The sequence below is a fragment of the Paenibacillus sp. MB22_1 genome (genome assembly GCF_047200555.1).
Taxonomy (GTDB): Bacteria; Bacillota; Bacilli; order Paenibacillales; family Paenibacillaceae; genus Fontibacillus; species Fontibacillus phoenicis.
The window spans coordinates 1,030,010-1,051,264 of sequence record NZ_JBLADV010000001.1; the positions used below are offsets into that span (position 1 = coordinate 1,030,010).

Sequence of the window (21,255 nt, forward strand, 5' to 3'; positions counted from 1 at the left end):
GGGATTAGTAAATGAGCCAAACATCTTCATCCGAGACCAAAGAGCAGTTCGTGCATTCTGTATTCGAGAGCATCGCTCCGAAATACGACATGATGAACGACTTGCTTAGCTTCAGGCGTCACAAAGCGTGGCGGAAATTCACGATGGCCAAAATGAACATGTCCCCCGGGGAGACCGCGCTTGACCTGTGCTGCGGTACCTGTGATTGGACGATCAGCATGGCGGAAGCCAGCGGGGGGCAGATCATCGGCCTGGATTTTAGTGAACGGATGCTGGAATACGGACGCCTCAAAGTAAAGGAGCGCGGGCTGGAGTCGCGGATCACCTTGGTTCAAGGGAATGCGATGGAGCTGCCGTTTGAAGACAACCGGTTTGATTACGTGACGATCGGTTTTGGTCTGCGTAATGTACCTGATCTCCGCCAGGTGCTGCGGGAAATGCGGCGCGTCGTAAAACCTGGAGGAAAGGTGGTTTGCCTGGAATTGTCCAAGCCAACCTGGCAGCCGTTCAAAGGACTTTATTATTTTTATTTTCAAAATGTGCTTCCGATGCTTGGCAAACTGGTGGCAAAACGATATGAACAGTACAAATGGCTTCCCGATTCCCTCGTCCAGTTTCCTGGCCGTGCGGAGCTGGCGGAGATTTTCCGGGAGACGGGACTTACCCGGGTTGAAGCGTATCCTTTAACCGGCGGAATTGCCGCCTTGCACATCGGAACGAAGGAGACGCAACATGTTTAAGAAAATGGTAATTTTCCTGCAAATGATCAAGTTTGAACATACGGTATTCGCTTTACCGTTCGCTTTCATGGGCGCGCTGCTCGGGTCTGAAATGATTAACCATGAGCTGCCGTCCTGGGCACAGATCGGGTGGGTGCTGTTGGCGATGTTTGGCGCACGAAGTGCGGCGATGGGGCTGAACCGTCTTATTGACCGGGTCATCGATGCGAAGAACCCTCGTACCGCAAACCGCGCAATCCCGGCGGGACTTTTAAAAATAGGCGAAGTCGTGTTGTTCATCATTCTCTCTTTTGCCTTGTTGTTCTGGGCCGCTGCCGAGCTAGACCCCTTAGCATTAAAGCTGTTGCCTATCGCCGTCATCATGTTGGTTTTGTACTCCTACACGAAACGTTTTACTTGGCTCTGCCACGTCATACTGGGTCTGACGATCGGCTTAGCTCCTCTCGGCGGCTGGGCGGCTGTAACTGGACAAGTTGATTGGACAGCAATGGTATTTTATGTAACGATTACCTTTTGGATTGCCGGCTTCGATATCATTTACGCCTGCCAGGACGTTGATTTCGATACGAAGGAAGGTCTTTATTCCATTCCTGTTCGGTTTGGTGTCGCTAAATCGCTGAAGATTGCTCAAGCGTTTCATATCATCACCGCGCTGGGCTTTATCGCTTTGCTGCTGTTGACGGATTTGGGCTGGTGGTATGTCGTGGGCATGATTATTGCGTATGCTATTTTGTTTTACGAGCACCATATCGTTTCTCCGAGCGATCTCAGCCGGCTGCAAACCGCGTTCTTCACCATGAACGGCGTGCTGAGCATCGTTGTGTTTTCCTTCACATTGATTGATTTGGTGGTGCGACATTTCTAATGGATAAAGGGAAATCGATTGTTGTCGGCATAACTGGGGCCAGTGGTTCGATCTATGGAGTGAAGCTGATTGAAACGCTGTTAGGTATGAACTTCCTCGTGCATCTCGTTGTATCCAATGCAGGGTGGCGAGTGATCAAGGAGGAGCTCGGTTGGAACACGAGCGATCGGGAGGCGACGTTGGAGGAACATTTCGGTCAGCTTCCCGGGAAGCTGGTATACCATCCGATCGCGGATATTGGGGCTTCGATCGCCAGCGGTTCTTTCCTCACGCACGGGATGATCGTTATGCCTTGTTCGATGGGAACCCTGTCTTCGATCGCAAACGGAACGTCCGACAATCTGATGGCTCGGGCAGCCGATGTCATGCTGAAGGAAGGCCGGCCGCTTGTGCTGGTGCCACGCGAAACGCCACTGCATGCGATCCATTTGGAGAACATGCTGAAGCTGGCTCGACTTGGCGTGCGCATCATCCCGGCGATGCCGGCATTTTATTTCGGACCGCAGACCATTGATGATCTGGTCCGGTTTTTAGTTGGTAAAGTGCTCGACAATCTGGGCATCGAGCATGCGTTATTCAAGAGATGGGGGGATCAGAATGAACAATCGGGAGAATGAAAACATCCTCATCGGCCAAATCAAATACAGCAACGTCTGGCCCGTTTTTCATTATTTTGATGTGACGCGCCTGTCCCAAGTGAGCCAACTCGTCACCGAGGTCCCTTCGAAGCTGAACCGCCGGATGCTTGGCGGGATGCTGGATATTTCCCCGGTGTCTTCTTTTGCCTACGGGTACGGCTCGGAGCGGTTCCTGCTGCTGCCGGATCTTTCCGTCAGCTCCGATGGGCCGGTGGGTTCGATTCTGCTGTTCTCGCGGAAGCCGCCGGAGGAAATTGCGAACGGCAAGATTGCGCTAACGAATACGTCGGCAACTTCGGTCAATTTGCTGAAGATCATTATGGAAAAAGCTTACGGTGGCAAACCTGAGTATTGGGACAGTGAGCCTGATTTGGATCTGATGATGGCAGAAAGCGACGGCGCGCTGTTGATCGGCGATCACGCGATTCAGGCATCCTGGCGGGATCACGATTATATCGTTACCGATTTGGGGGAAGTTTGGAAATCATGGACCGGCTATGGTATGACCTTTGCGGTCTGGGCCGTTCAGAAGTCGTTTGCCGAAGCCCACGGCGACTATTTGGCTGAAGTGACGGAAGCCTTTGTGGAAAGCAAACGTAAGAGCTTAAGTGATGTATCCCCGCTCGTGGCCAAGGCTTGCGCCGAAATTGGCGGTACGGCGGATTATTGGCGGCATTATTTTACTCAGAACATCCGCTATGATTTTAATGAATCGCACCGCCAAGGACTTTCGTTGTATTTTGACTATGCCTATGAAATGGGGCTGCTGGATCATCGAGTAGAGCTGGAGATATGGAGTGACAATTTGCTGACACGGGTGAAAGAATGAAACTACTGGATATTTTCGGTGCGTTAAAAAAAGATATGGATTTTATCGAACGCCAGCTGTACCGCAGCATCGACGGCGATGACGAACTGCTCAGCAAGACGTCCCTGCACTTGTTGAAGGCAGGCGGGAAGCGGCTGCGGCCGGTCTTCGTATTGCTTGGCGGGAAGTTTGGGAACTACGATCTGCAGAAGCTGCAGTATATCGCTGTGCCGCTGGAGCTCATCCATTCGGCGTCACTCGTTCACGATGACGTGATCGACGATGCCGACACGCGGCGGGGCAAAGCGACGGTAAAGTCGAAGTGGGATAATCGGATCGCCATGTATACCGGCGACTACATCTACGCCAAGGCCCTGATGCAGGTATCCGAGCTCGCAAATCCATACATACACCGCATACTGGCCAAAGCGATGGTGCAGATGTCGATCGGGGAAATGGAGCAGATCCGCGATTTTTTCAACACGGAGCAAAGCGTACGCAACTATTTGCTGCGCATCCGGCGGAAAACCGCTTTGCTCATCGCCATCAGCTGTCAGCTGGGAGCCATGGCGGCAGATGCTCCGGCCAAAGTGAGTGCGCTGCTGTACCGGTACGGGTACAACGTGGGCATGGCCTTCCAGATTCGCGACGATCTGCTTGATTTATTTGGTACTGAGAAGACGATCGGTAAACCGCCGGGCAGCGATATGCGCCAGGGCAACATCACGCTTCCTGTGCTTTACGCTCTGCAGGAGCCTGATTTAAGAGAGCCGCTGCTTCGGGAAATTCGCGGCATCCAGGCCGGAGACGGCAGCGGGGATGTGTCCCGTGCGATCGAAATGATTCGGACAAGCCCGGGCATTGGCAAAGCGGAGGCGCTGGCCGACCGCTATATTGCAAAAGCGCTGGCGGCGTTGCAGCAGCTGCCGGATACAGCGGCGCGCTCCCATTTACAGGACATTGCAGAATTTGTTAACAAACGCTCCTATTAATCTTATCGCTTTACCTGTTTCGCAAGTTTCTGGTAAAATGCAGGTGAAACCGCCTTCCTGGAGGAAGGTGGGAATGAGGTTTGAATCGCAAATGATGCTGTTAAATTCGGGAGGGGAACCATGGAAAGAACGTTTTTAATGGTTAAGCCGGACGGCGTACAGCGCGGGCTGATCGGCAGAATTATCAGCCGGTTCGAGGATAAGGGATTTCAACTCGTCGCAGGCAAGCTGGTTCAAGTGACAGAAGAGCAGGCGAAGAGACATTATGCGGAGCATGAGGGCAAGCCTTTCTTTGACGAACTGGTGGGCTTCATTACTTCTGGGCAGGTATTTGCCATGGTATGGGAAGGGGATGACATCATTAACTTGTCCCGCATGGTAATCGGCAAGACGAAAGTCACCGAGGCGCTTCCCGGCACGATTCGGGGGGATTTTGCCGCCCATACGCCGTTTAATCTGATTCATGGTTCCGACGGAGTAGAGAGTGCGGAGCGAGAAATCGCCAACTTCTTTGAGCCTCATGAGCTACTACAGTATACGAGAAGCGTGAGCCCATGGATTTGAACCGGATTTTTCCCGACATCCCTCGGGTAGACAACACAGAGACGGCACCGGATCCGGATTATCTCGGCTTTATCCAGAACATTAAAAAAAGCACGGGCATCGATTTGGCCCAATACAAGGAAGCGCAAATGAAGCGGCGTTTGACGACGCTGCGCAATAAGAACGGCTATTCGAAGTTTGCTGATTTTTATACGGCGATGCTGAGCAACAAGCAGTTATTTTATGAATTTTTGGACAAGATGACGATTAACGTATCTGAATTTTGGCGCAACCCCAATCGCTGGGAAGTGCTGAGGGACTCGGTGCTGCCGGGGCTGGCCGCCGGGCGGCCCCGGCTGAAGGTGTGGAGCGCGGCCTGTTCGACGGGAGAGGAGCCATACACGTTGGCGATGATTCTCGCAGATCTGGGGCTTCTAGCGAACACCTATTTGCTGGCAACGGACATTGATGAAGGAGCGCTCGGGAAAGCCCAGGAAGGATTATATCTGGAGCGTTCGCTGAAGGATGTGCCGAAGGCGGTCGCCGAGCGTTATTTTACGCCGGAAGGCCCGATGTTCCGCTTTGATCCGAAGCTGAAGAAGGCCGTCACGTTCAAGAAGCAAAACCTGCTGCTCGATCCGTTTGAAGAGGGCTTTGACCTGATCGTTTGCCGCAACGTGATGATTTATTTTACCGAAGAAGCAAAACAAGGGCTTTATCATAAGTTTTCGCGTGCGCTGCGTCCCGGCGGCGTCCTGTTCGTCGGCAGCACGGAGCAAATTTTCTCCCCTGGCCAATACGATTTGGAAGCGGCGGAAACGTTCTTTTATCGTAAGAAGGGGGAAGGGAACAACGGAGCGAGCAACTGAATTCAAGATTCGAAGTCGAATTCGCTTCACACGAGCTACTTCATGATTAAAAATTTTGGGTTCTTAGCGCCGAGAAGGTTGGATGAAGAGGTGAGTGAGTAGCGGAGCGTAGGGAAACCTACGTGAGCAACGGAGCGAGCATCTGAATTCAAGATTCGATGCCGTATTCGCTTCACATGAGTTACTTCGCGATAAGAAGCCAAAACGATAGTATAGAATGGTTTGATCTTTCCTATACTTGGACCATATAGTCAATGGAGGTCAGATCATGGACAAGCGAAAAGTGATCGAAGCTTATCGGCGGGGATTCTTGACGCCGCAGGAATGCGCGCAGGTGCTTGGCATCGAAGGTTCGCACCTCAAGGTGATGCTTGAGGATTTTCCGGTGGATCCCCGGCGTTCCGCCGCTTTGGAAAATCAACCAGCTTCAGGCCTCAGATAAGCTGCAAGCGCCCATACCAGTTAAATAGCGCCGACATCGCCAAGCAGGGCGGGGAACGGCGCTTTTTGCGTTCTCGGTAGAGGCGTTCTTGACAGCCGCCAAGGTGACTTTCTATAATAGTTATAAATTCAGGTCAGGAGAGATTTCATTCATGTACGATTCGGACGACCCGGAGAGTAGCAACGTATTACAATGGATAAATAACCTATTCGTAGGAGAAATTCAGGCATAGCCTGCGTCAATTTAGTGACGGCGGGTTATGCCTTTTTGCGTTCGTTTACCCGCTTGAGTGACGTGGGAAACTTTTGGAGGTGCATGGGATTGTTGGAACTTTTAGTTGTCTTTATCTTGGTTTTGATTAATGCCTTTTTTGCCGCATCGGAAATCGCCTTGATCTCCCTGAATGATAATAAAATTAAGGCGATGGCAGGGCAAGGCCATCGGAAAGCGAAGGTCATCGTGGGTTTGCTTGGCGAGCCTAGCAAGTTCCTGGCGACGATTCAAATTGGCATCACCCTTGCGGGCTTTTTTGCCAGTGCTTTCGCCGGGGAGAGCTTTGCCGACGACCTGGCGGCTTATTTAATCCGGATGGGGCTGCCGATCCCCGAAAACGTACTGAGCACACTATCGCTGATCGTCATCACTTTGCTTCTCTCCTACTTCCAGTTGGTGCTGGGTGAGTTGGTGCCGAAGCGGGTCGCGATGAACAAGGCCGAAGCGATGGCGATGTTTGCGGCGACGACGTTGTCTGTGTTATCCAAGGTAACTTCGCCATTCGTGAAGCTGCTGACTACGTCAACCAACTTGTTGGTGCGGTTGTTTGGCATCGATCCGAACGCCAAGGAGGAGGAAGTCTCCGAGGAGGAGATCCGTATGATGCTGGATACCGGTGAGGAAATGGGAACGATCCAGCCCAGCGAGCGTCTGATGATTAACAACATTTTTGACTTCGACAATTTGACGGTGTCTGATATTATGACGCACCGGATTGACGTCGTGGCGATTCCGGCCGATGCCGATCAGCAGACTGTGGCTGAAATCGCAGACAAGGAGCAATATACCCGCTTCCCGGTGTATGAGGATACGGTTGACAATCTGATCGGGATATTGCACAGCAAGGATTTGATCCGCTTTTTGCGCACGGAGGATAAGGAGAATTGGGATTTGCGGAAGCTGGTGACGCCGCCTTATTTTATTCCGATCTCCAAAAAAACAAATGAGCTGTTCGAGGAGATGCAGCAAAACCGCATTCATATGGCGATTGTCGTTGATGAATACGGGGGAACCGCCGGCATCGTAACGATGGAGGATTTGCTGGAGGAAATCGTCGGCAACATCTATGACGAACACGACGAGGAGGAACGGGAATACGAGCAGGTTGGCGAAGGCAGTTATCTGTTCAGCGGTACGATGTCCCTTGACGACGCCCAGAAAATCTTGGATATTAAGCTTCCGATCGACCACTATGATACGCTAAGCGGGTTTATGATCGGACAGTTGAAGCGGATACCAACGGTGAATGAACGACCGGAATTCGAATACGGGGGTTATGTTTTCGCTGTTCGGGAAGTGGGTCAGCATCGCATTCGCAAGCTTTTAGCCACCCGACGGACTAACCCGGAGCAAGCATATGCAGTTCATCCGGTTTCCGCAGATTCTTAAGATGGATCAAGGCCCCCGGATTTTGGTGAACCTCGAAGCGTGAGGCGCGAAAATCCGGGCAGGGCTTGGCCTCGGACCGCGTATGGTAAGAGAAATCCGAGAGGGTATGAACAGGATAAGTGAATTCACCACGTGACAGAATGCATCAAACAATATTATAATGAGCAAAGATATCATCGGGTTTTAGTTCTTTACAGTTTAACAGTTTAAAGGGGGAACGCAGCATCATGAGTTTGCGATACTTAACAGCCGGGGAGACGCATGGACCCCAGTTGACTGCGATTATTGAAGGCTTGCCCAGCCATTTGCAGCTGGATTTTGAAGCGTTGAATTTTGAGTTGGCCCGTCGTCAGAAAGGGTATGGCCGCGGCCGTCGGATGCAGATCGAGAAAGATACCGCGAAGATCGTCGGGGGAGTCCGGCACGGGTATACAACAGGAGCGCCGGTGGCACTGGTTGTGGAGAATAACGACTGGAAGCATTGGCAGAAAATCATGAACATCGAGCCGATCGAAGGCACGGATGAGGAGAAACGCAGAGTACATCGTCCCCGTCCAGGGCATGCCGATTTAAACGGAGGCTTGAAATATAACCATAAAGACCTGCGGAACGTGCTAGAGCGTTCGAGCGCACGCGAAACCGCTGTTCGCGTGGCGGTTGGTGCGGTGGCCAAGCAGCTCCTGGGGCGCTTTGGCATCCGGATCGCCGGGCATGTCATTCGCATCGGCGAAATTGAAGCACCGCCGCATAACCTGCCGCTGGACGAGTTGGCTCGAGTCACCGAAGCTTCTTCGGTGCGGGTTGCCGACCTTGAGACGGAGAAGAAGATGGAAGCCTACATCGATAAAATCAAGGAGGAAGGCGACTCCATCGGCGGCATCGTCGAATGTATCGTTGAAGGCGTTCCGGTCGGACTGGGAAGCCATGTGCAGTATGACCGCAAGCTGGACGGCCGTATCGCGCAAGCGGTAATGTCGATTAACGCGTTTAAGGGCGTGGAAATCGGCATCGGTTTTGAAGCCGGGAAGCTGCCAGGCTCCAAGGTTCATGACGAAATTTTGTACAGCGAGGAGCGCGGCTATTACCGGGCGACCAACCGGCTCGGCGGCTTCGAGGGCGGGATGACCAACGGCATGCCAATCGTCGTTCGCGGCGTAATGAAGCCGATCCCGACGTTATACAAACCGCTGCAAAGCGTCGACATCGACACCCGCGAGGCGTTTGCTGCTCAGGTGGAGCGCTCTGATGCTTGTGCAGTGCCAGCCGCGAGCGTTGTGCTCGAGAACGTGGTCGCTTGGGAAGTGGCCAAAGCGTTCCTGGAGAAATTCGGCGGCGATTCGATCGGGGAGATCGAGCGTAATTATAAGGGATATTTGGCTCAACTGGAGGAATATTGATGCGAACGCTGCAGGTCGATTTGGGCGAACGTTCTTATCCGATTTATATCGGCGGCGGCTTGCTGGGAAAGGCCGGGGATTTCTTCGAGCAGCATAAGCTGTCGGCGAAGAGCCCTGTCTTAATCGTTACCGATGACCATGTCGCGCCGAAGTATCTGCCGGTTGTCGAAGCCTCGCTGCAGGCCAAAGGCTATCGTACGGTCAGCAAAGTCGTGAAGGCCGGTGAAAAATCCAAATCGCTGGAGGTTTATGAGGATGTCATGACTACGGCGATTGAAGGCGGTTTGGACCGCCGTTCTGTGGTCGTTGCGCTGGGCGGCGGCGTCGTCGGCGATTTGGCTGGCTTCGTGGCGGCAACGTATATGCGAGGCGTAGCGTTTGTGCAAATGCCTACCACGATCCTGGCTCACGACAGCAGTGTCGGAGGCAAGGTGGCCGTCAACCATCGGCTGGCCAAAAATATGATCGGCGCTTTTCATCAGCCGGAAATGGTGCTGTATGACGTGGACAGCCTGCAAACCCTGCCGCCGCGCGACGTCCGGGCGGGCTTGTCGGAAATGGTCAAGCATGGCCTGATCTGGGATGCGGCATTTGCGGACTGGTGCCGCGAGCACACGGCGGATTTGCTGGTGCTGGATCCGGAAGCGCTGGGATACGGATTAACCCAGGGGTGCTCCGTGAAAGCCCAGGTTGTCTCTGTGGATGAGAAGGAGAATGGGCTTCGTGCGATTCTCAACCTGGGGCATACGCTGGGTCATGCCATCGAGGCGATCGGCGGGTATGGTGAATTTTTGCACGGGGAAGCGATCTCGATTGGGATGGCCGCAGCGGCGAAGCTGGCAGTGAACCGGGGCCGGGATCCGCATATATACGAGTACACGGTGTCCCTGCTGAGCGGCTTCGGTTTGCCAACGGCCATGCCGGCACATTTGAACGAGCAGGATTTGATTGGTGCGATGATGCACGACAAGAAGTTTAAGGAACAGACGATGGTGTTTATTTTGCCTGTAGAGATCGGCAAGGTGGAAATTGTCTCAGACGTGACATTGGACGAAGTCCGCCAGGTGATTGCTGAACTCAAAGAGGAGGGACAACATGTATAACAGAGGTATTCGCGGAGCAACGACGGTATCCCGCAACGACGAACAGGAAATTCTGGACGCGACAGCCGAGTTGTTAAAAGAGATTGTCGCTCGCAACGAAATCGAGCCTGAGGATATTTGCAGCGTTTGGATTACGGTCACGCCGGACTTGACGGCGACTTTCCCGGCTCGTGCCATTCGCGTATTAAACGGGTGGGATATGGTTCCTCTGATGTGCTCCACGGAAATCCCGGTTCAAGGCGCTTTGCCGAAGTGTATCCGGCTGCTGATTCAGGTGAACACCACCAAAGGGCAGCGGGATATGAAGCACGTGTATTTGAACGAAGCCCGCAGCCTCCGTCCGGACCTCAGCTCCACCAATTCCTGAGGGCAGCAAGCGAGCGAAGCTATTTTTAGGATTGGCAAATCAAGCTGCAGGTTTGGGTTGCCAAACGGGCCGCGGTTAGGGTATAGTTAATTTAGATTTTAGATGAGTGCAAGTTAGTTGAGTAAGTTAGTTGAGAGTAAGTTCTAAGTTAGAAGAGTTTAGAGTAAACACATTTTTTAGAGCTGAGTAGAGATCAGTTGAGATGAGCTGAGTTTAGCTGAGTGAATAGCCTGTTCCTTGTGCGTACTTCGTCGTTTTCTTGATTGTGGGAGAATGACGGCAAGACCGTCTTTAGGAGCTGTGCTTTCCCATAAACCGCAAATCCTACAACCTCTACTTCGGTAGAGGTTTTTTTATTTGGCTCTGAAACCAATTCGAAAAGGAAGTGAGAGACATGGCAACCCCGAATGTAGAACAGGTCATTGCTTTAGCAAACGAATATAATCTGATCCCGATTGCCCGAACGTTGCTCGCCGACATGGAAACCCCAATCCGGATCTTCCGTCGTATTGCTCAGCGGGAGCAGGCATTTTTGCTGGAGAGCGTGGAAGGTGGCAGTCAGTGGGCGCGGTATTCTTTCATCGGCACCGCCCCGTTCTTGACGATTTCCGCGAAGAAGGGCGAGATCACGATTCAACGGGAAGGCGGTACAGAGCATTTGCGCTCGTCCCGTCCCGTCGATGAGTTGAAGGCGATCCTGCGGGGCTATCGCAGTCCGAAGCTTCCGGAAATGCCGCCGTTTACGGGTGGAGCGATTGGTTTCTTTGGATATGATCTGCTGCAGTACTATGAGAAGCTGCCGGCGCATCAGGTCGATGACCTGAACCTGAATGATATGCAGTTTATGTTCTGCGATCAAGTGATCGTGTTCGACCACGTGAAGCAGCGGATCCTGCTGGTGGCCAACGTACACGTGAAGCCAGACGATCGCGACGAAGATATTCGCCGGGCTTATGCGGAAGCGGAGCTGAAGCTGGATTTGGCGGCCGATCTGCTGCAGCAGGAGGGGCCGGGCGAAAGCTTTAACCGCCGGCCGATGCCGGCCGTGACGGATCTTGGGGACGTCAAATCCAACCTGACGAAGGAGCAGTTCATCGCGAACGTTGAAAAAGCGAAGGAATATATCCGCGCAGGCGATATTTTTCAAGTGGTGCTGTCACAGCGGTTCCATATCGAAACAGAAGTTGATCCGCTTCACGTCTACCGCGTCCTGCGGACGTTAAATCCGTCGCCGTACATGTATTACCTCAAGCTGGACGAGGAGATTATCGTTGGGACGTCGCCGGAGGCTTTGGTCAAGGTAGAGAACGGCCGAGTGGAAACGCGTCCGATCGCCGGCACGAGACCGCGGGGGGCGACGGAAGAAGCCGATTTAGCGTTGGAAGCGGAGCTGCTGCAGGATGAAAAAGAACGGGCGGAACATCTGATGCTGGTCGACCTTGGACGCAACGATTTAGGCCGGGTATCCGAGTTCGGCAGCGTAACCTGCGACTCGTATATGGAGATCGAACGGTATTCCCACGTTATGCACATGGTATCCAAGGTGTCTGGCAAGCTGCGGGAGGATAAGGACTTCTTCGATGCATTCCTGTCTTGTTTGCCAGCCGGGACCGTCTCCGGGGCGCCAAAGCTGCGGGCGATGGAGATTATTGCGGAGCTGGAGCGCGAGGCACGCGGCACTTATGCCGGGGCCATTGGGTACCTTGGATTCTCAGGGAACATGGATTCTTGTATTACGATCCGCACGATCGTGTTCAAGCAAGGGAAAGCATACGTGCAGGCCGGCGGAGGCATCGTATGGGATTCCATACCGGAGAACGAATATCAGGAGTCGGTGAACAAGGCGAAGGCTTTGCTGACGGCGATCCGTACAGCGGAGCAGATGTTTCCGCCAGCCACCCGAAATGACGGTGTGATTAATCAGGATTACCTTTACGAATATACCCCGGGGAACTAAAGAGAGGAGCGAATCGAGATGACAGGACAGCAAACCGTTCAGGCGGGCATTAGCCGCTTGATTGAAGGACGGCATTTGTCGCGGGAAGAAGCGCGTGGTGTGATGCAGGCGATCATGAACGGCGAATCAACGCCAGCTCAAATCGGCAGCCTGTTGACCGCGCTGCGAATCAAGGGAGAGACTGTCGAGGAGATCACCGGCTTCGCCGAGGCGATGCGCGGCGCCTCCAGCCGAATTCATACGGAAACGCAAAAGCTGCTGGATACGTGCGGAACAGGCGGATCCGGCATCCACAAAATCAACGTGTCCACGACGGCGGCGATCGTGGCAGCCTCGGTGTCAGTGCGGGTGGCTAAACACGGCAATCGGTCGGCATCCGGTCGTTCGGGAAGTGCCGATGTTCTCGAAGCGCTGGGCGTGAATATTCAACTGGACGCCGGTCAAGCGAAACGCTGTCTGGATGATATCGGCATCTGCTTTATGTTTTCACAGCTGTATCATCCATCGATGAAGCACGCGGCAGCCCCTCGCAAAGAGTTGGGGATTCGGACGGTCTTCAATATGCTGGGGCCATTAACGAATCCGGCAGGAGCGGACCGCCAGGTGCTGGGCATTTATGACGGCAGCAAAACGTCAACCATAGCAGAAGTGCTGCGTGAGCTTGGTTCCAAACGGGCGCTGGTTGTCAGCAGCCAGGAAGGTCTGGATGAAATCAGTATTTCGTCGCCGACACGGGTATCCGAGTTGAAAAACGGGGAGATCACAACCTACGAACTGCTGCCGGAAGATCTGGGACTTCGCACGTACCCGCTGGAAGCGATGATCGGCGGCGATCCCGAGACGAATGCGGAGATCGTCCGGCGCGTGCTGCAAGGGGAGCGCGGCGCTCACCGTGACGTCGTACTGGCCAACGCAGGCGCTTGCGTATATGTGGCTGGTTTGGCGGACACGATCCGGGACGGAGTTACGATCGCTGCGGATGCGATCGATTCCGGGAAGGCCTATGCCAAGCTGCAACAGCTGATTCAGACAACGGGGGAATTAAGTTATGTATCTTGATCGAATTGTAGAGACGAAAAAAACAGAAGTCGCACGTTTGGCAGAAAGCTTCTCCCTTGCGGATGCGGAGCGCCGCATTGCGGCGATGGAGCCCACGCGGGGGTTCCACGCGGCACTTACAACCGGCCGGAAGCGGGATATGGGGTTAATCGCCGAGGTGAAAAAGGCGTCCCCCTCCAAAGGGCTGATTCGCCCGGATTTCCATCCGGTGCAGCTGGCAGCGGCTTATGAAGCGGCGGGAACCGATTGCATCTCCGTGCTGACGGATGAAACGTATTTTCAGGGCAGCGGCGCCTATTTGAGCGCAATTCGCGAGGCCGTAAATGTGCCGCTGCTGCGCAAGGATTTTGTGATTGACGAGCGGCAGATTTACGAAGCCCGGCTGCTTGGCGCTGACGCTGTACTGCTGATCGCCGCAATCCTGAGCGATGCACAGCTTCGCGACTACCTGTCGATCGCCACGGCGCTGGGACTGGATGCGCTTATCGAAGTGCATGATCGCGAGGAGCTGGAGCGGGTCCTGATGCTTCCAGCGGCGAAGCTGATCGGCATCAACAACCGGAACCTGCGGACGTTTGAAGTGTCCCTGGAGACGACGGCCGCGTTGGCGGAGCTGGTGCCATCCAGTGCGACGCTGATCAGCGAGAGCGGGATTCAAACCCGGCAGGATGTAAAATACCTTCAACAGACCGGCGCACAAGGCGTGCTGATCGGAGAAACGTTTATGCGGCGAGAAAATGTGGGGGACGCCGTGGTTGACTTAATGGGACCGTTACTTCAAACGGATTCCCGCGAATTGGATGCCGAAGGGACGACGTCAAATGGGTGAAGTGGCCGTAAAAATTTGTGGACTTCAAAGCGTTGAAGTGCTAAAATCTATGGTGAACTTACCCGTAGATTATGTTGGATTCGTGTTTGCCCGAAGCAAGCGCCAAATCAGCGGAAGCCGTGCAGCGGAGCTGCTTCCTGTGCTTCAAACGTGGAGCACAGGGGCAGTTCCGCAGAGCGTTGGGGTGTTCGTCAATCCGACCTTGGAGGAGCTGGACGAGGTTTTGCGGCAGGCGCCGCTGGACATCCTGCAGCTCCACGGGACGGAAAGCCCGGATTTTTGCCGGAAGGTGAAGGACGCTTATGGCGTCGAGCTTTTCAAGGCATTTTCGGTCAAAACGGACGGATCGGTCCATGCCGGCGCGACCTTGGCGGAGTATGACGGCGTGCTGGACGGGCTGTTGCTCGACACGTACGATCCGAAGTACGGCGGGGGCTCTGGCGTTGCATTTGATTGGGCTGCTGCAGAGCCTTTTCGTCAATGGGCCAAGGAGCGAGGAATCCCGTTCTTTGCGGCCGGCGGCTTGCATCCCGGCAACGTTAGGACGTTAATTGAGACGCTGCAGCCGGATGGCGTAGACGTCTCAAGCGGCGTGGAAACCGACGACGTGAAGGATATCGCGAAAATAACTGCATTCGTAGAGAGGGTGAAGGGATGATGAAGCAGGTACCGGATGAGCATGGACGGTTTGGTCCTTTTGGCGGCCGCTACGTGCCGGAGACGCTGATGAACGCTTTGATCGAACTGGAAGAGTCCTATTTGAAATTTAAAGATGATCCCGAGTTTCAAGCGGAGATCGCTTATCTGCTGAAGCAGTATTCCGGACGGGAGACGCCGCTTTATTACGCGGAACGCCTGACGGAGCACCTGGGCGGGGCGAAAATTTATCTGAAGCGCGAGGATTTAAACCATACTGGCGCCCATAAAATCAACAACGCGATCGGGCAGGGGATTCTGGCGAAGCGGATGGGCAAGCAGAAAGTGATCGCCGAAACCGGCGCAGGCCAACACGGCGTGGCTACGGCTACGGTAGCGGCCTTGCTAGGTCTTGAATGCAAGGTATTCATGGGTGAAGAGGACACGAAGCGGCAGCAGCTTAACGTGTTTCGGATGAAGCTGCTGGGTGCTGAAGTTGTTCCGGTTATGTCCGGTACACGCACGTTAAAGGATGCTTGCAACGAAGCGCTGCGCTATTGGGTGAGCAATGTGCATGATACTTTCTATATTCTCGGATCGGCCACCGGGCCGCATCCTTATCCGATGATGGTGCGGAACTTCCAGCGGATTATCGGCGATGAAACGCGGAAGCAGATTTTAGTGGCGGAAGGCCGATTGCCGGATATGCTCGTCGCTGCGGTTGGCGGCGGCAGCAATGCGATTGGGATGTTTTATCCGTTTATCGAGGATCAGGGCGTTCGCTTGGTCGGGGTAGAGGCCGCAGGTAAAGGGATTGACACCGAGTTCCATGCCGCCACGATGACCAAAGGCACCAAAGGCGTCTTCCAAGGCTCGATGAGTTATCTGCTTCAGGACGCTTACGGCCAAGTTCTGCCAGCCCACTCGATCTCGGCCGGTCTCGATTATCCGGGCATTGGCCCAGAGCATTCGTATCTGAAGGATATCGAACGTGCGAAGTATTATCCAATCACGGACCGTGAGGCTCTGGATGCCCTTCAGCTGCTAAGCCGGACCGAAGGGATCATTCCGGCGCTGGAGTCGGCGCATGCGGTGGCCCAAGTTGTGAAAATGGCTCCGGCAATGAGCCGGGACGAAATCATCGTCATTTGCTTGTCCGGCCGCGGGGATAAGGACGTGGAGTCGATTATGGCGTATACGGAAGGCGGGGAGACGATATGAGTCAACAGGCAGGTCAATTGCTGGACGACACGTTTGCGAAGCTAAAAGCAGCGGGACAAACCGCGCTGATTCCGTTCGTGACCGTCGGTGACCCGGACCCGGAGACGACGCTCGACATTTTGGCCGTTCTGGAGGAAGCCGGTGCCGATGTGGTGGAGCTGGGTGTACCTTATTCCGATCCCTTGGCGGATGGCCCGGTGATTCAGCGGGCGTCGGAACGTGCCCTTGTCCACGGAATCACGGTGGCTTCCTGTATCGAGACGGCATCCAAAGCCCGGGAACGCGGCATCCGTATGCCATTTGTCTTGTTTACTTATTACAATCCCGTGTTGCAAATGGGGACAGAGCGCTTGTTGGCTGAGCTGCAGAAGGCGGGGATCAGCGGCTTAATCATTCCGGATTTGCCGTATGAAGAAGCGGAGGAGGTCCTGAAGTTGGCGGATGCCGCCGGCGTAAGGCTGATCCCGCTCGTCGCGCCTACCTCCAGCGGCCGGATTGCACGGATCTTGGAGCGTGCCCGCGGATTCGTATATTGCGTCTCTTCGCTGGGCGTAACCGGAGAACGGACTTCGTTCCATGCCAGCGTCGACGAATTTATCGCCTCGGTTAAAGCGCAAACGGATTTGCCCGTTGCCGTCGGCTTCGGAATATCTAGCCGGGAACAGGTCGAGCGGTTTGCTGCGATCTGTGACGGAGCGGTCGTGGGCAGCGCCATCGTGCGTAAAATCGAGGAAAACTTGCCGCTCTTGTCCCAGGCTTCGACTAGGGACCAAGGGTTGTTGCAAATTCGCGACTTTGTGGCAAAATTGAGATTATAGTTTTTTTGGCTAAACCATCACAAAGTCATTTGAGGAGGAACCTATACATGTTGCCGAAACCCCAGATCGTCAATTTGCCGGTATATCAGCCGGGAAAACCGATTGAAGAAGTGAAGAAAGAGCTTGGGCTCGAGGATGTCATTAAGCTGGCTTCCAACGAAAATCCGTTTGGTTGCTCGCCGCGCGTCCGCGCCGCCATTGAACAGGAGCTGGCGAACTTAAGCTTGTATCCTGACGGCAGTGCCGCAGAATTGACCGAGGCGTTGGCCAGCCAGCTTGGCGTTGGGAAGGAGCACATTATTTTCGGCTGCGGTTCGGATGAGATCATCGCTCTGATTGCCCGCGCTTTCTTCCTGCCGGGGGACGAGACGGTGATGGCAGACCAGACGTTTAGTGTGTATAAAAGCAACGCCGACATCGAAGGTGCAGTCAGCATCGAGGTGCCGCTGAAGGAAGGTACCCACGATTTGGAGGGAATGCTTGAACGCATCGGAGACAAAACGAAAGTGGTTTGGATTTGCAATCCGAACAATCCAACCGGAACGATCGTGCCTCATGCGGAGTTGGTTGCTTTTCTGGACCGGGTTCCGGGGCACGTGCTGGTCGTTTTGGATGAAGCTTATGCCGAATATGTGACTGATTCGGATTACACGAACGGGATCGCTTTGCTGAACCAGTACCCAAATCTAGTTGTGCTTCGTACTTTCTCTAAAATTTACGGTCTCGCTGCGCTGCGGATCGGTTATGGCGTGGGGCAACCGGCGGTCATTAAACTGATCAATCAGGTTCGTGAGCCGTTTAATACTTCGCGGATCGGGCAAGCGGCGGCAAAAGCGGCTTTGGCCGATCAGGAATTTGTGGCTGACTGCCGGGCTAAAAACCGCGAGGGAATCGCCTATTTGTATAAGGAATTCGACCGGCTGGGCCTGAAGTATTTCCCGGCGCATGGCAATTTTATCATGGTGGATGTTCAGCGTCCGGCGGGTGAAATGTTTCAGTCGTTATTGCAGCTGGGGATTATCGTGCGCGGAGGATTCCATAAATATCCAACTTCCGTGCGGGTGACCGTCGGATCGGCGGAACAGAACGCTAAATTTATATCTGCCTTGGAGCAGGTGCTTGGCAAATCGGCAACTCGGGTCTAATCCCCAATTTATTCGCAGAAAATGAGTGAGATACGATGACAACGAAAATTGCCATTTTTGGCGTGGGCTTGATCGGCGGATCGCTGGCGTTGTGCTTCAAAGGCAAGCCGGGAATTACGGTCGTTGGCCACGCCCATCGCCCGGAATCCTTGAAACGCATTGAGGAGCGCGGTGTCGTTGACGCCGCGACTCTGTCCATGGAAGAGGCGGCGGCGGATGCCGACTTTATTTTTTTGTGCGTGCCGGTCGGGTTGCTGGAAGATTACCTGCGGAAGCTGACCGAGCTGCCGCTGAAGCCGGGCTGCATTGTAACCGACGTTGGCAGCACCAAGGCGTCGGTCGCCGCTTGTGCGGCCAAAATCGCCCGTCCGGGCGTGCATTTCATCGGCGGCCATCCGATGGCCGGCTCGGAGCGTTCCGGCGTGGAGGCGGCTTCGACGCTCTTGTTCGAGAACGCCTACTATGTGCTGACGCCGTCTCCTGATGTGCCGGAGGAGGCCTATCAACGCCTGGAGCAGCTGCTGGCGTACACCAAAGCGCAAATTGTGCGTGTGGACCCAGTTCTGCATGATGAAATCGTTGGGGCGATCAGCCATCTTCCGCATATTATCGCGGTTGCCTTGGTGAATCAGGTGCGTAATTACAACGATGGCAACGGGTTATACCGGATGCTGGCGGCAGGTGGTTTCCGCGACATCACGCGGATCGCTTCAAGCGACCCGGTGATTTGGCGGGATATCCTGCTTAGTAACCGGGACGTGCTGCTTCATTTGTTGAAGGACTGGAACCGCGAGATCGAAGGCTTTATCACTTTATTGGAGGCACAGAACGGGGAAGGGATCGAGGCCGAATTCCAAAAGGCCAACCAGTTCCGCAGCGAGCTGCCGGAGCGGCGCAAAGGGGCGATCACCTCGTTGTTCGATATTTATATCGACGTACCCGACACACCGGGGATTATCGGGCAAATCGCAACCGAACTTGGTCTGCGCCATATTAACTTGAGCAACATGCAGATTATCGAAAGCCGCGAGGACGTTCCGGGCGTACTGCGCCTCTCTTTCCGCCAGGAAGGGGAGATGGAGCGGGCGAAAGCTCACCTCCAATCGCTGGGGTATGTTGTGTACGTGTAGTTGGCTTTTGTTAGGGGAAAGGCTTGGCTCGGTGTTGAATTTTAAATTCAGCCGGGCCTTTTGTTGCTTTGGCCGCTGACGGGGATTTAACGGAACCTAGGGACGTTATTTGCGTGGATGTGGGCCTTTTCCAATTCTAACGGAACGAGGAGACCTTATTTGGCTTAATCGCTGCGAATTCGCAGGCGTGACTGGCGAATAAGGTCTCTGGGGTCCGTTACAACGGGAAATCGCCGGGAAATGGACAAATAAGGTCCATACGTTCCGTTAGCAGCCCGTCGTGATCGTAATGTAAGCGCTAAAAAAAGATGTTGACAGAATGAAAACGTATACATATAATAAAAGTACAGTATGGTTTCTCTCCACTCCTATCCAATAACTTCTTGCTCCCAAGTGAGCAAGGACCGCTTCTTCGGAAGCGGTCTTTTTTTGCGTCAGCTGGTGAGCAATCTACTCGAAAAATCGAATACAATTCGCTCGTTCTGCTGGTTTCAGCCGAAATATATATGAAATTTCGTGTTTATTGGGGCATCAGGAGGGTGGAAGGCGCGATTCTGTATGAAATTTCGAATACATTTCGGATTTTTGGGCGTTCGCGGCAAAATGTATGCGAAAAATCGAATACATTGCAACCGATCCCCATGCATGCTAACTACGGTACACGGCAAGCGAACTACGGTAACGGTTTGATTAGTTTCTCCTGCTGCCCCCATATCCGTACCCCTTAACTATAATCGACACCCATAAGTCACACTATCCGCATCCAAGAGAAGTTACTTCCCCACCATCCCCGGTTACTTCTACCGCGACCTAAGACAAGTTACTCAACAACAGCACTGGTACCTCGCACGCGCCTCAGGTCCAGATTATCATCAACTATTTCTCACCGCCTCACAAAACTAACGCCAGACAACAAACTTCATACCGCGGTCTATGGAACTCACACTATACATCTTTCGGACCAACACGGCGGACGATAGCACACGCACACGTTTTCAGCATCAGTTACTTCATCATGGTCATGTTATCCGTAGCTTCCTTGGCACATTTTTTAACACGCTTAACACGCTGGAGTTAGCCCGACCGGTTGAAATGCTGCTTGCGATAGGTGAGTGGGCTGACGCCGTATTTCTTCTTAAACGCTTTGCTGAAGTAGTAAATGTCAGGGAAACCGGCTTGTTCGGCGACTTCTTTGATCAGCAGGGAAGGCTGCTGCAACAGTTCGCAGGCTTTGGCCAGCCGGATCCGGTTCATCTCCTCGATCAGGGTTCGGCCGGTTTTTTGCTTATATACGCGGGACAGATGGCCGTAGCTCATATGCAGCGATGCGGCTAGTGCTTCCACATTCAGACGCTCCCCGCGAAAATCCTCCAGGTACACCTCCACCTTACGAAGCAAGGCGTCCCGGGCTTGCGCAGGCTCCGAAGCTGATGCGCCGGTCTCATGTGCGGCGGTCACGCCGGACAAGACCTCCAGCAGTTGTACGAGCAGCAGCCTGAGATAAAAAGGCGACCGCCCATGTTCAGCCTCGGCAAACAGCTGAATGAGCAGCGACCGAATGCCGTAATCGTCCCGGTAGGCCCCCGGAGGCCAATCCTTCAACCGATTCAGCCGCAGGAGAAAGCTGTCGTTCGCCGGCTTTGCTGCGCTATTTTCCGCTAAATCGTCCGCTGCTTCTGTCGCAGTCTCTTCCTCTGCCGCGCCTGGAATTGGCCGAAACCGCCACCGCAAACAAATGCCCTCATGGGGATCTTCCCGAGAGTAGTCGTGCGCATGGGTCATCCCCGGAGGGATCAAAAAAAATTCGTCCGCATACACCATCACGTCCTGGTCGATAAATCGTGTTTGCATACGGCCGGACAAGACATAGTTGAATTCATACCAAGTGTGGGCGTGGGGAGGGCATTTGCCTGAACCCCCGGTTTGTTCTATCACGATATCGACCCAGTCCACCACCGCATCGCCAACCGCGATTTCACCACAGATTTTGTTCAGTGCAGGCACCAGTTCGTTACGCCATTTTTTCAAATCCAT

The 21,255-nt window shown here is 53.9% G+C and carries 21 protein-coding genes; 20 read left to right on the plus strand and 1 reads right to left on the minus strand.

The window, feature by feature from the left end; all coding sequences use genetic code 11:
• Positions 1–11: 11 nt before the first annotated feature.
• From ACL02P_RS04710 to ACL02P_RS04805, 20 genes are all read left to right on the plus strand, one after another.
• On the plus strand, positions 12–740 hold the full coding sequence (locus ACL02P_RS04710) for a demethylmenaquinone methyltransferase (RefSeq protein ID WP_009225878.1): 729 nt from the start codon (positions 12–14) through the stop codon (positions 738–740).
• Positions 733–1,605, plus strand: a complete 873-nt coding sequence (locus ACL02P_RS04715) for a UbiA-like polyprenyltransferase (RefSeq protein ID WP_009225879.1) — start codon at positions 733–735, stop codon at positions 1,603–1,605. Before ACL02P_RS04710 ends, ACL02P_RS04715 begins: the two co-directional genes overlap by 8 nt.
• Positions 1,605–2,222, plus strand: coding sequence for a UbiX family flavin prenyltransferase (locus tag ACL02P_RS04720; RefSeq protein WP_009225880.1), 618 nt, complete (start codon positions 1,605–1,607; stop codon positions 2,220–2,222). Before ACL02P_RS04715 ends, ACL02P_RS04720 begins: the two co-directional genes overlap by 1 nt.
• Positions 2,203–3,072: a menaquinone biosynthesis protein gene (locus tag ACL02P_RS04725; RefSeq protein ID WP_323076728.1), complete on the plus strand. Its 870-nt coding sequence runs from the start codon at positions 2,203–2,205 to the stop codon at positions 3,070–3,072. Before ACL02P_RS04720 ends, ACL02P_RS04725 begins: the two co-directional genes overlap by 20 nt.
• The gene (locus tag ACL02P_RS04730; RefSeq protein WP_412836880.1) at positions 3,069–4,043 is read left to right on the plus strand and encodes a polyprenyl synthetase family protein; all 975 of its coding nucleotides are present in this window, start codon (positions 3,069–3,071) and stop codon (positions 4,041–4,043) included. The genes ACL02P_RS04725 and ACL02P_RS04730 overlap by 4 nt, the downstream gene beginning before the upstream one ends.
• Positions 4,044–4,163: 120 nt before the next feature.
• The gene (ndk, locus tag ACL02P_RS04735) at positions 4,164–4,607 is read left to right on the plus strand and encodes a nucleoside-diphosphate kinase (RefSeq protein WP_412836881.1); all 444 of its coding nucleotides are present in this window, start codon (positions 4,164–4,166) and stop codon (positions 4,605–4,607) included.
• Positions 4,598–5,455: a protein-glutamate O-methyltransferase CheR gene (locus tag ACL02P_RS04740; RefSeq protein ID WP_323076727.1), complete on the plus strand. Its 858-nt coding sequence runs from the start codon at positions 4,598–4,600 to the stop codon at positions 5,453–5,455. Before ndk ends, ACL02P_RS04740 begins: the two co-directional genes overlap by 10 nt.
• 268 nt (positions 5,456–5,723) lie before the next feature.
• On the plus strand, positions 5,724–5,897 hold the full coding sequence (locus tag ACL02P_RS04745; RefSeq protein WP_260071693.1) for a hypothetical protein: 174 nt from the start codon (positions 5,724–5,726) through the stop codon (positions 5,895–5,897).
• Positions 5,898–6,212: 315 nt separating this feature from the next.
• Positions 6,213–7,559 carry a hemolysin family protein gene (locus ACL02P_RS04750; RefSeq protein ID WP_412836882.1) on the plus strand — a complete coding sequence of 449 codons (1,347 nt, stop codon included), beginning with the start codon at positions 6,213–6,215 and terminating at the stop codon, positions 7,557–7,559.
• A 227-nt stretch (positions 7,560–7,786) separates the two neighbouring features.
• Complete coding sequence (aroC, locus tag ACL02P_RS04755; RefSeq protein WP_009225887.1) at positions 7,787–8,956, plus strand: chorismate synthase; 1,170 nt, start codon at positions 7,787–7,789, stop codon at positions 8,954–8,956.
• On the plus strand, positions 8,956–10,059 hold the full coding sequence (gene aroB / locus ACL02P_RS04760; protein ID WP_009225888.1) for a 3-dehydroquinate synthase: 1,104 nt from the start codon (positions 8,956–8,958) through the stop codon (positions 10,057–10,059). The genes aroC and aroB overlap by 1 nt, the downstream gene beginning before the upstream one ends.
• Complete coding sequence (aroH, locus tag ACL02P_RS04765; RefSeq protein WP_009225889.1) at positions 10,052–10,426, plus strand: chorismate mutase; 375 nt, start codon at positions 10,052–10,054, stop codon at positions 10,424–10,426. Before aroB ends, aroH begins: the two co-directional genes overlap by 8 nt.
• Positions 10,427–10,820: 394 nt before the next feature.
• Positions 10,821–12,383, plus strand: a complete 1,563-nt coding sequence (gene trpE, locus ACL02P_RS04770; protein ID WP_412836883.1) for an anthranilate synthase component I — start codon at positions 10,821–10,823, stop codon at positions 12,381–12,383.
• Positions 12,384–12,401: 18 nt separating this feature from the next.
• The gene (gene trpD / locus ACL02P_RS04775) at positions 12,402–13,442 is read left to right on the plus strand and encodes an anthranilate phosphoribosyltransferase (RefSeq protein ID WP_412836884.1); all 1,041 of its coding nucleotides are present in this window, start codon (positions 12,402–12,404) and stop codon (positions 13,440–13,442) included.
• A complete protein-coding gene (gene trpC, locus ACL02P_RS04780; RefSeq protein ID WP_009225892.1) occupies positions 13,432–14,271 on the plus strand; it encodes an indole-3-glycerol phosphate synthase TrpC in 840 nt (279 codons plus the stop codon). The genes trpD and trpC overlap by 11 nt, the downstream gene beginning before the upstream one ends.
• Positions 14,264–14,929, plus strand: a complete 666-nt coding sequence (locus ACL02P_RS04785; RefSeq protein WP_036645815.1) for a phosphoribosylanthranilate isomerase — start codon at positions 14,264–14,266, stop codon at positions 14,927–14,929. Before trpC ends, ACL02P_RS04785 begins: the two co-directional genes overlap by 8 nt.
• The gene (gene trpB, locus ACL02P_RS04790) at positions 14,929–16,128 is read left to right on the plus strand and encodes a tryptophan synthase subunit beta (protein ID WP_036645846.1); all 1,200 of its coding nucleotides are present in this window, start codon (positions 14,929–14,931) and stop codon (positions 16,126–16,128) included. The genes ACL02P_RS04785 and trpB overlap by 1 nt, the downstream gene beginning before the upstream one ends.
• Positions 16,125–16,946, plus strand: a complete 822-nt coding sequence (gene trpA / locus ACL02P_RS04795; RefSeq protein WP_009225895.1) for a tryptophan synthase subunit alpha — start codon at positions 16,125–16,127, stop codon at positions 16,944–16,946. The genes trpB and trpA overlap by 4 nt, the downstream gene beginning before the upstream one ends.
• Positions 16,947–16,993: 47 nt before the next feature.
• A complete protein-coding gene (gene hisC, locus ACL02P_RS04800; protein WP_009225896.1) occupies positions 16,994–18,091 on the plus strand; it encodes a histidinol-phosphate transaminase in 1,098 nt (365 codons plus the stop codon).
• A 35-nt stretch (positions 18,092–18,126) separates the two neighbouring features.
• Positions 18,127–19,221, plus strand: coding sequence for a prephenate dehydrogenase (locus tag ACL02P_RS04805; RefSeq protein WP_009225897.1), 1,095 nt, complete (start codon positions 18,127–18,129; stop codon positions 19,219–19,221).
• Positions 19,222–20,295: 1,074 nt separating this feature from the next.
• Here ACL02P_RS04805 and ACL02P_RS04810 read toward each other — a convergent pair.
• Positions 20,296–21,255, minus strand: a complete 960-nt coding sequence (locus ACL02P_RS04810; protein ID WP_009227006.1) for a helix-turn-helix transcriptional regulator — start codon at positions 21,253–21,255, stop codon at positions 20,296–20,298.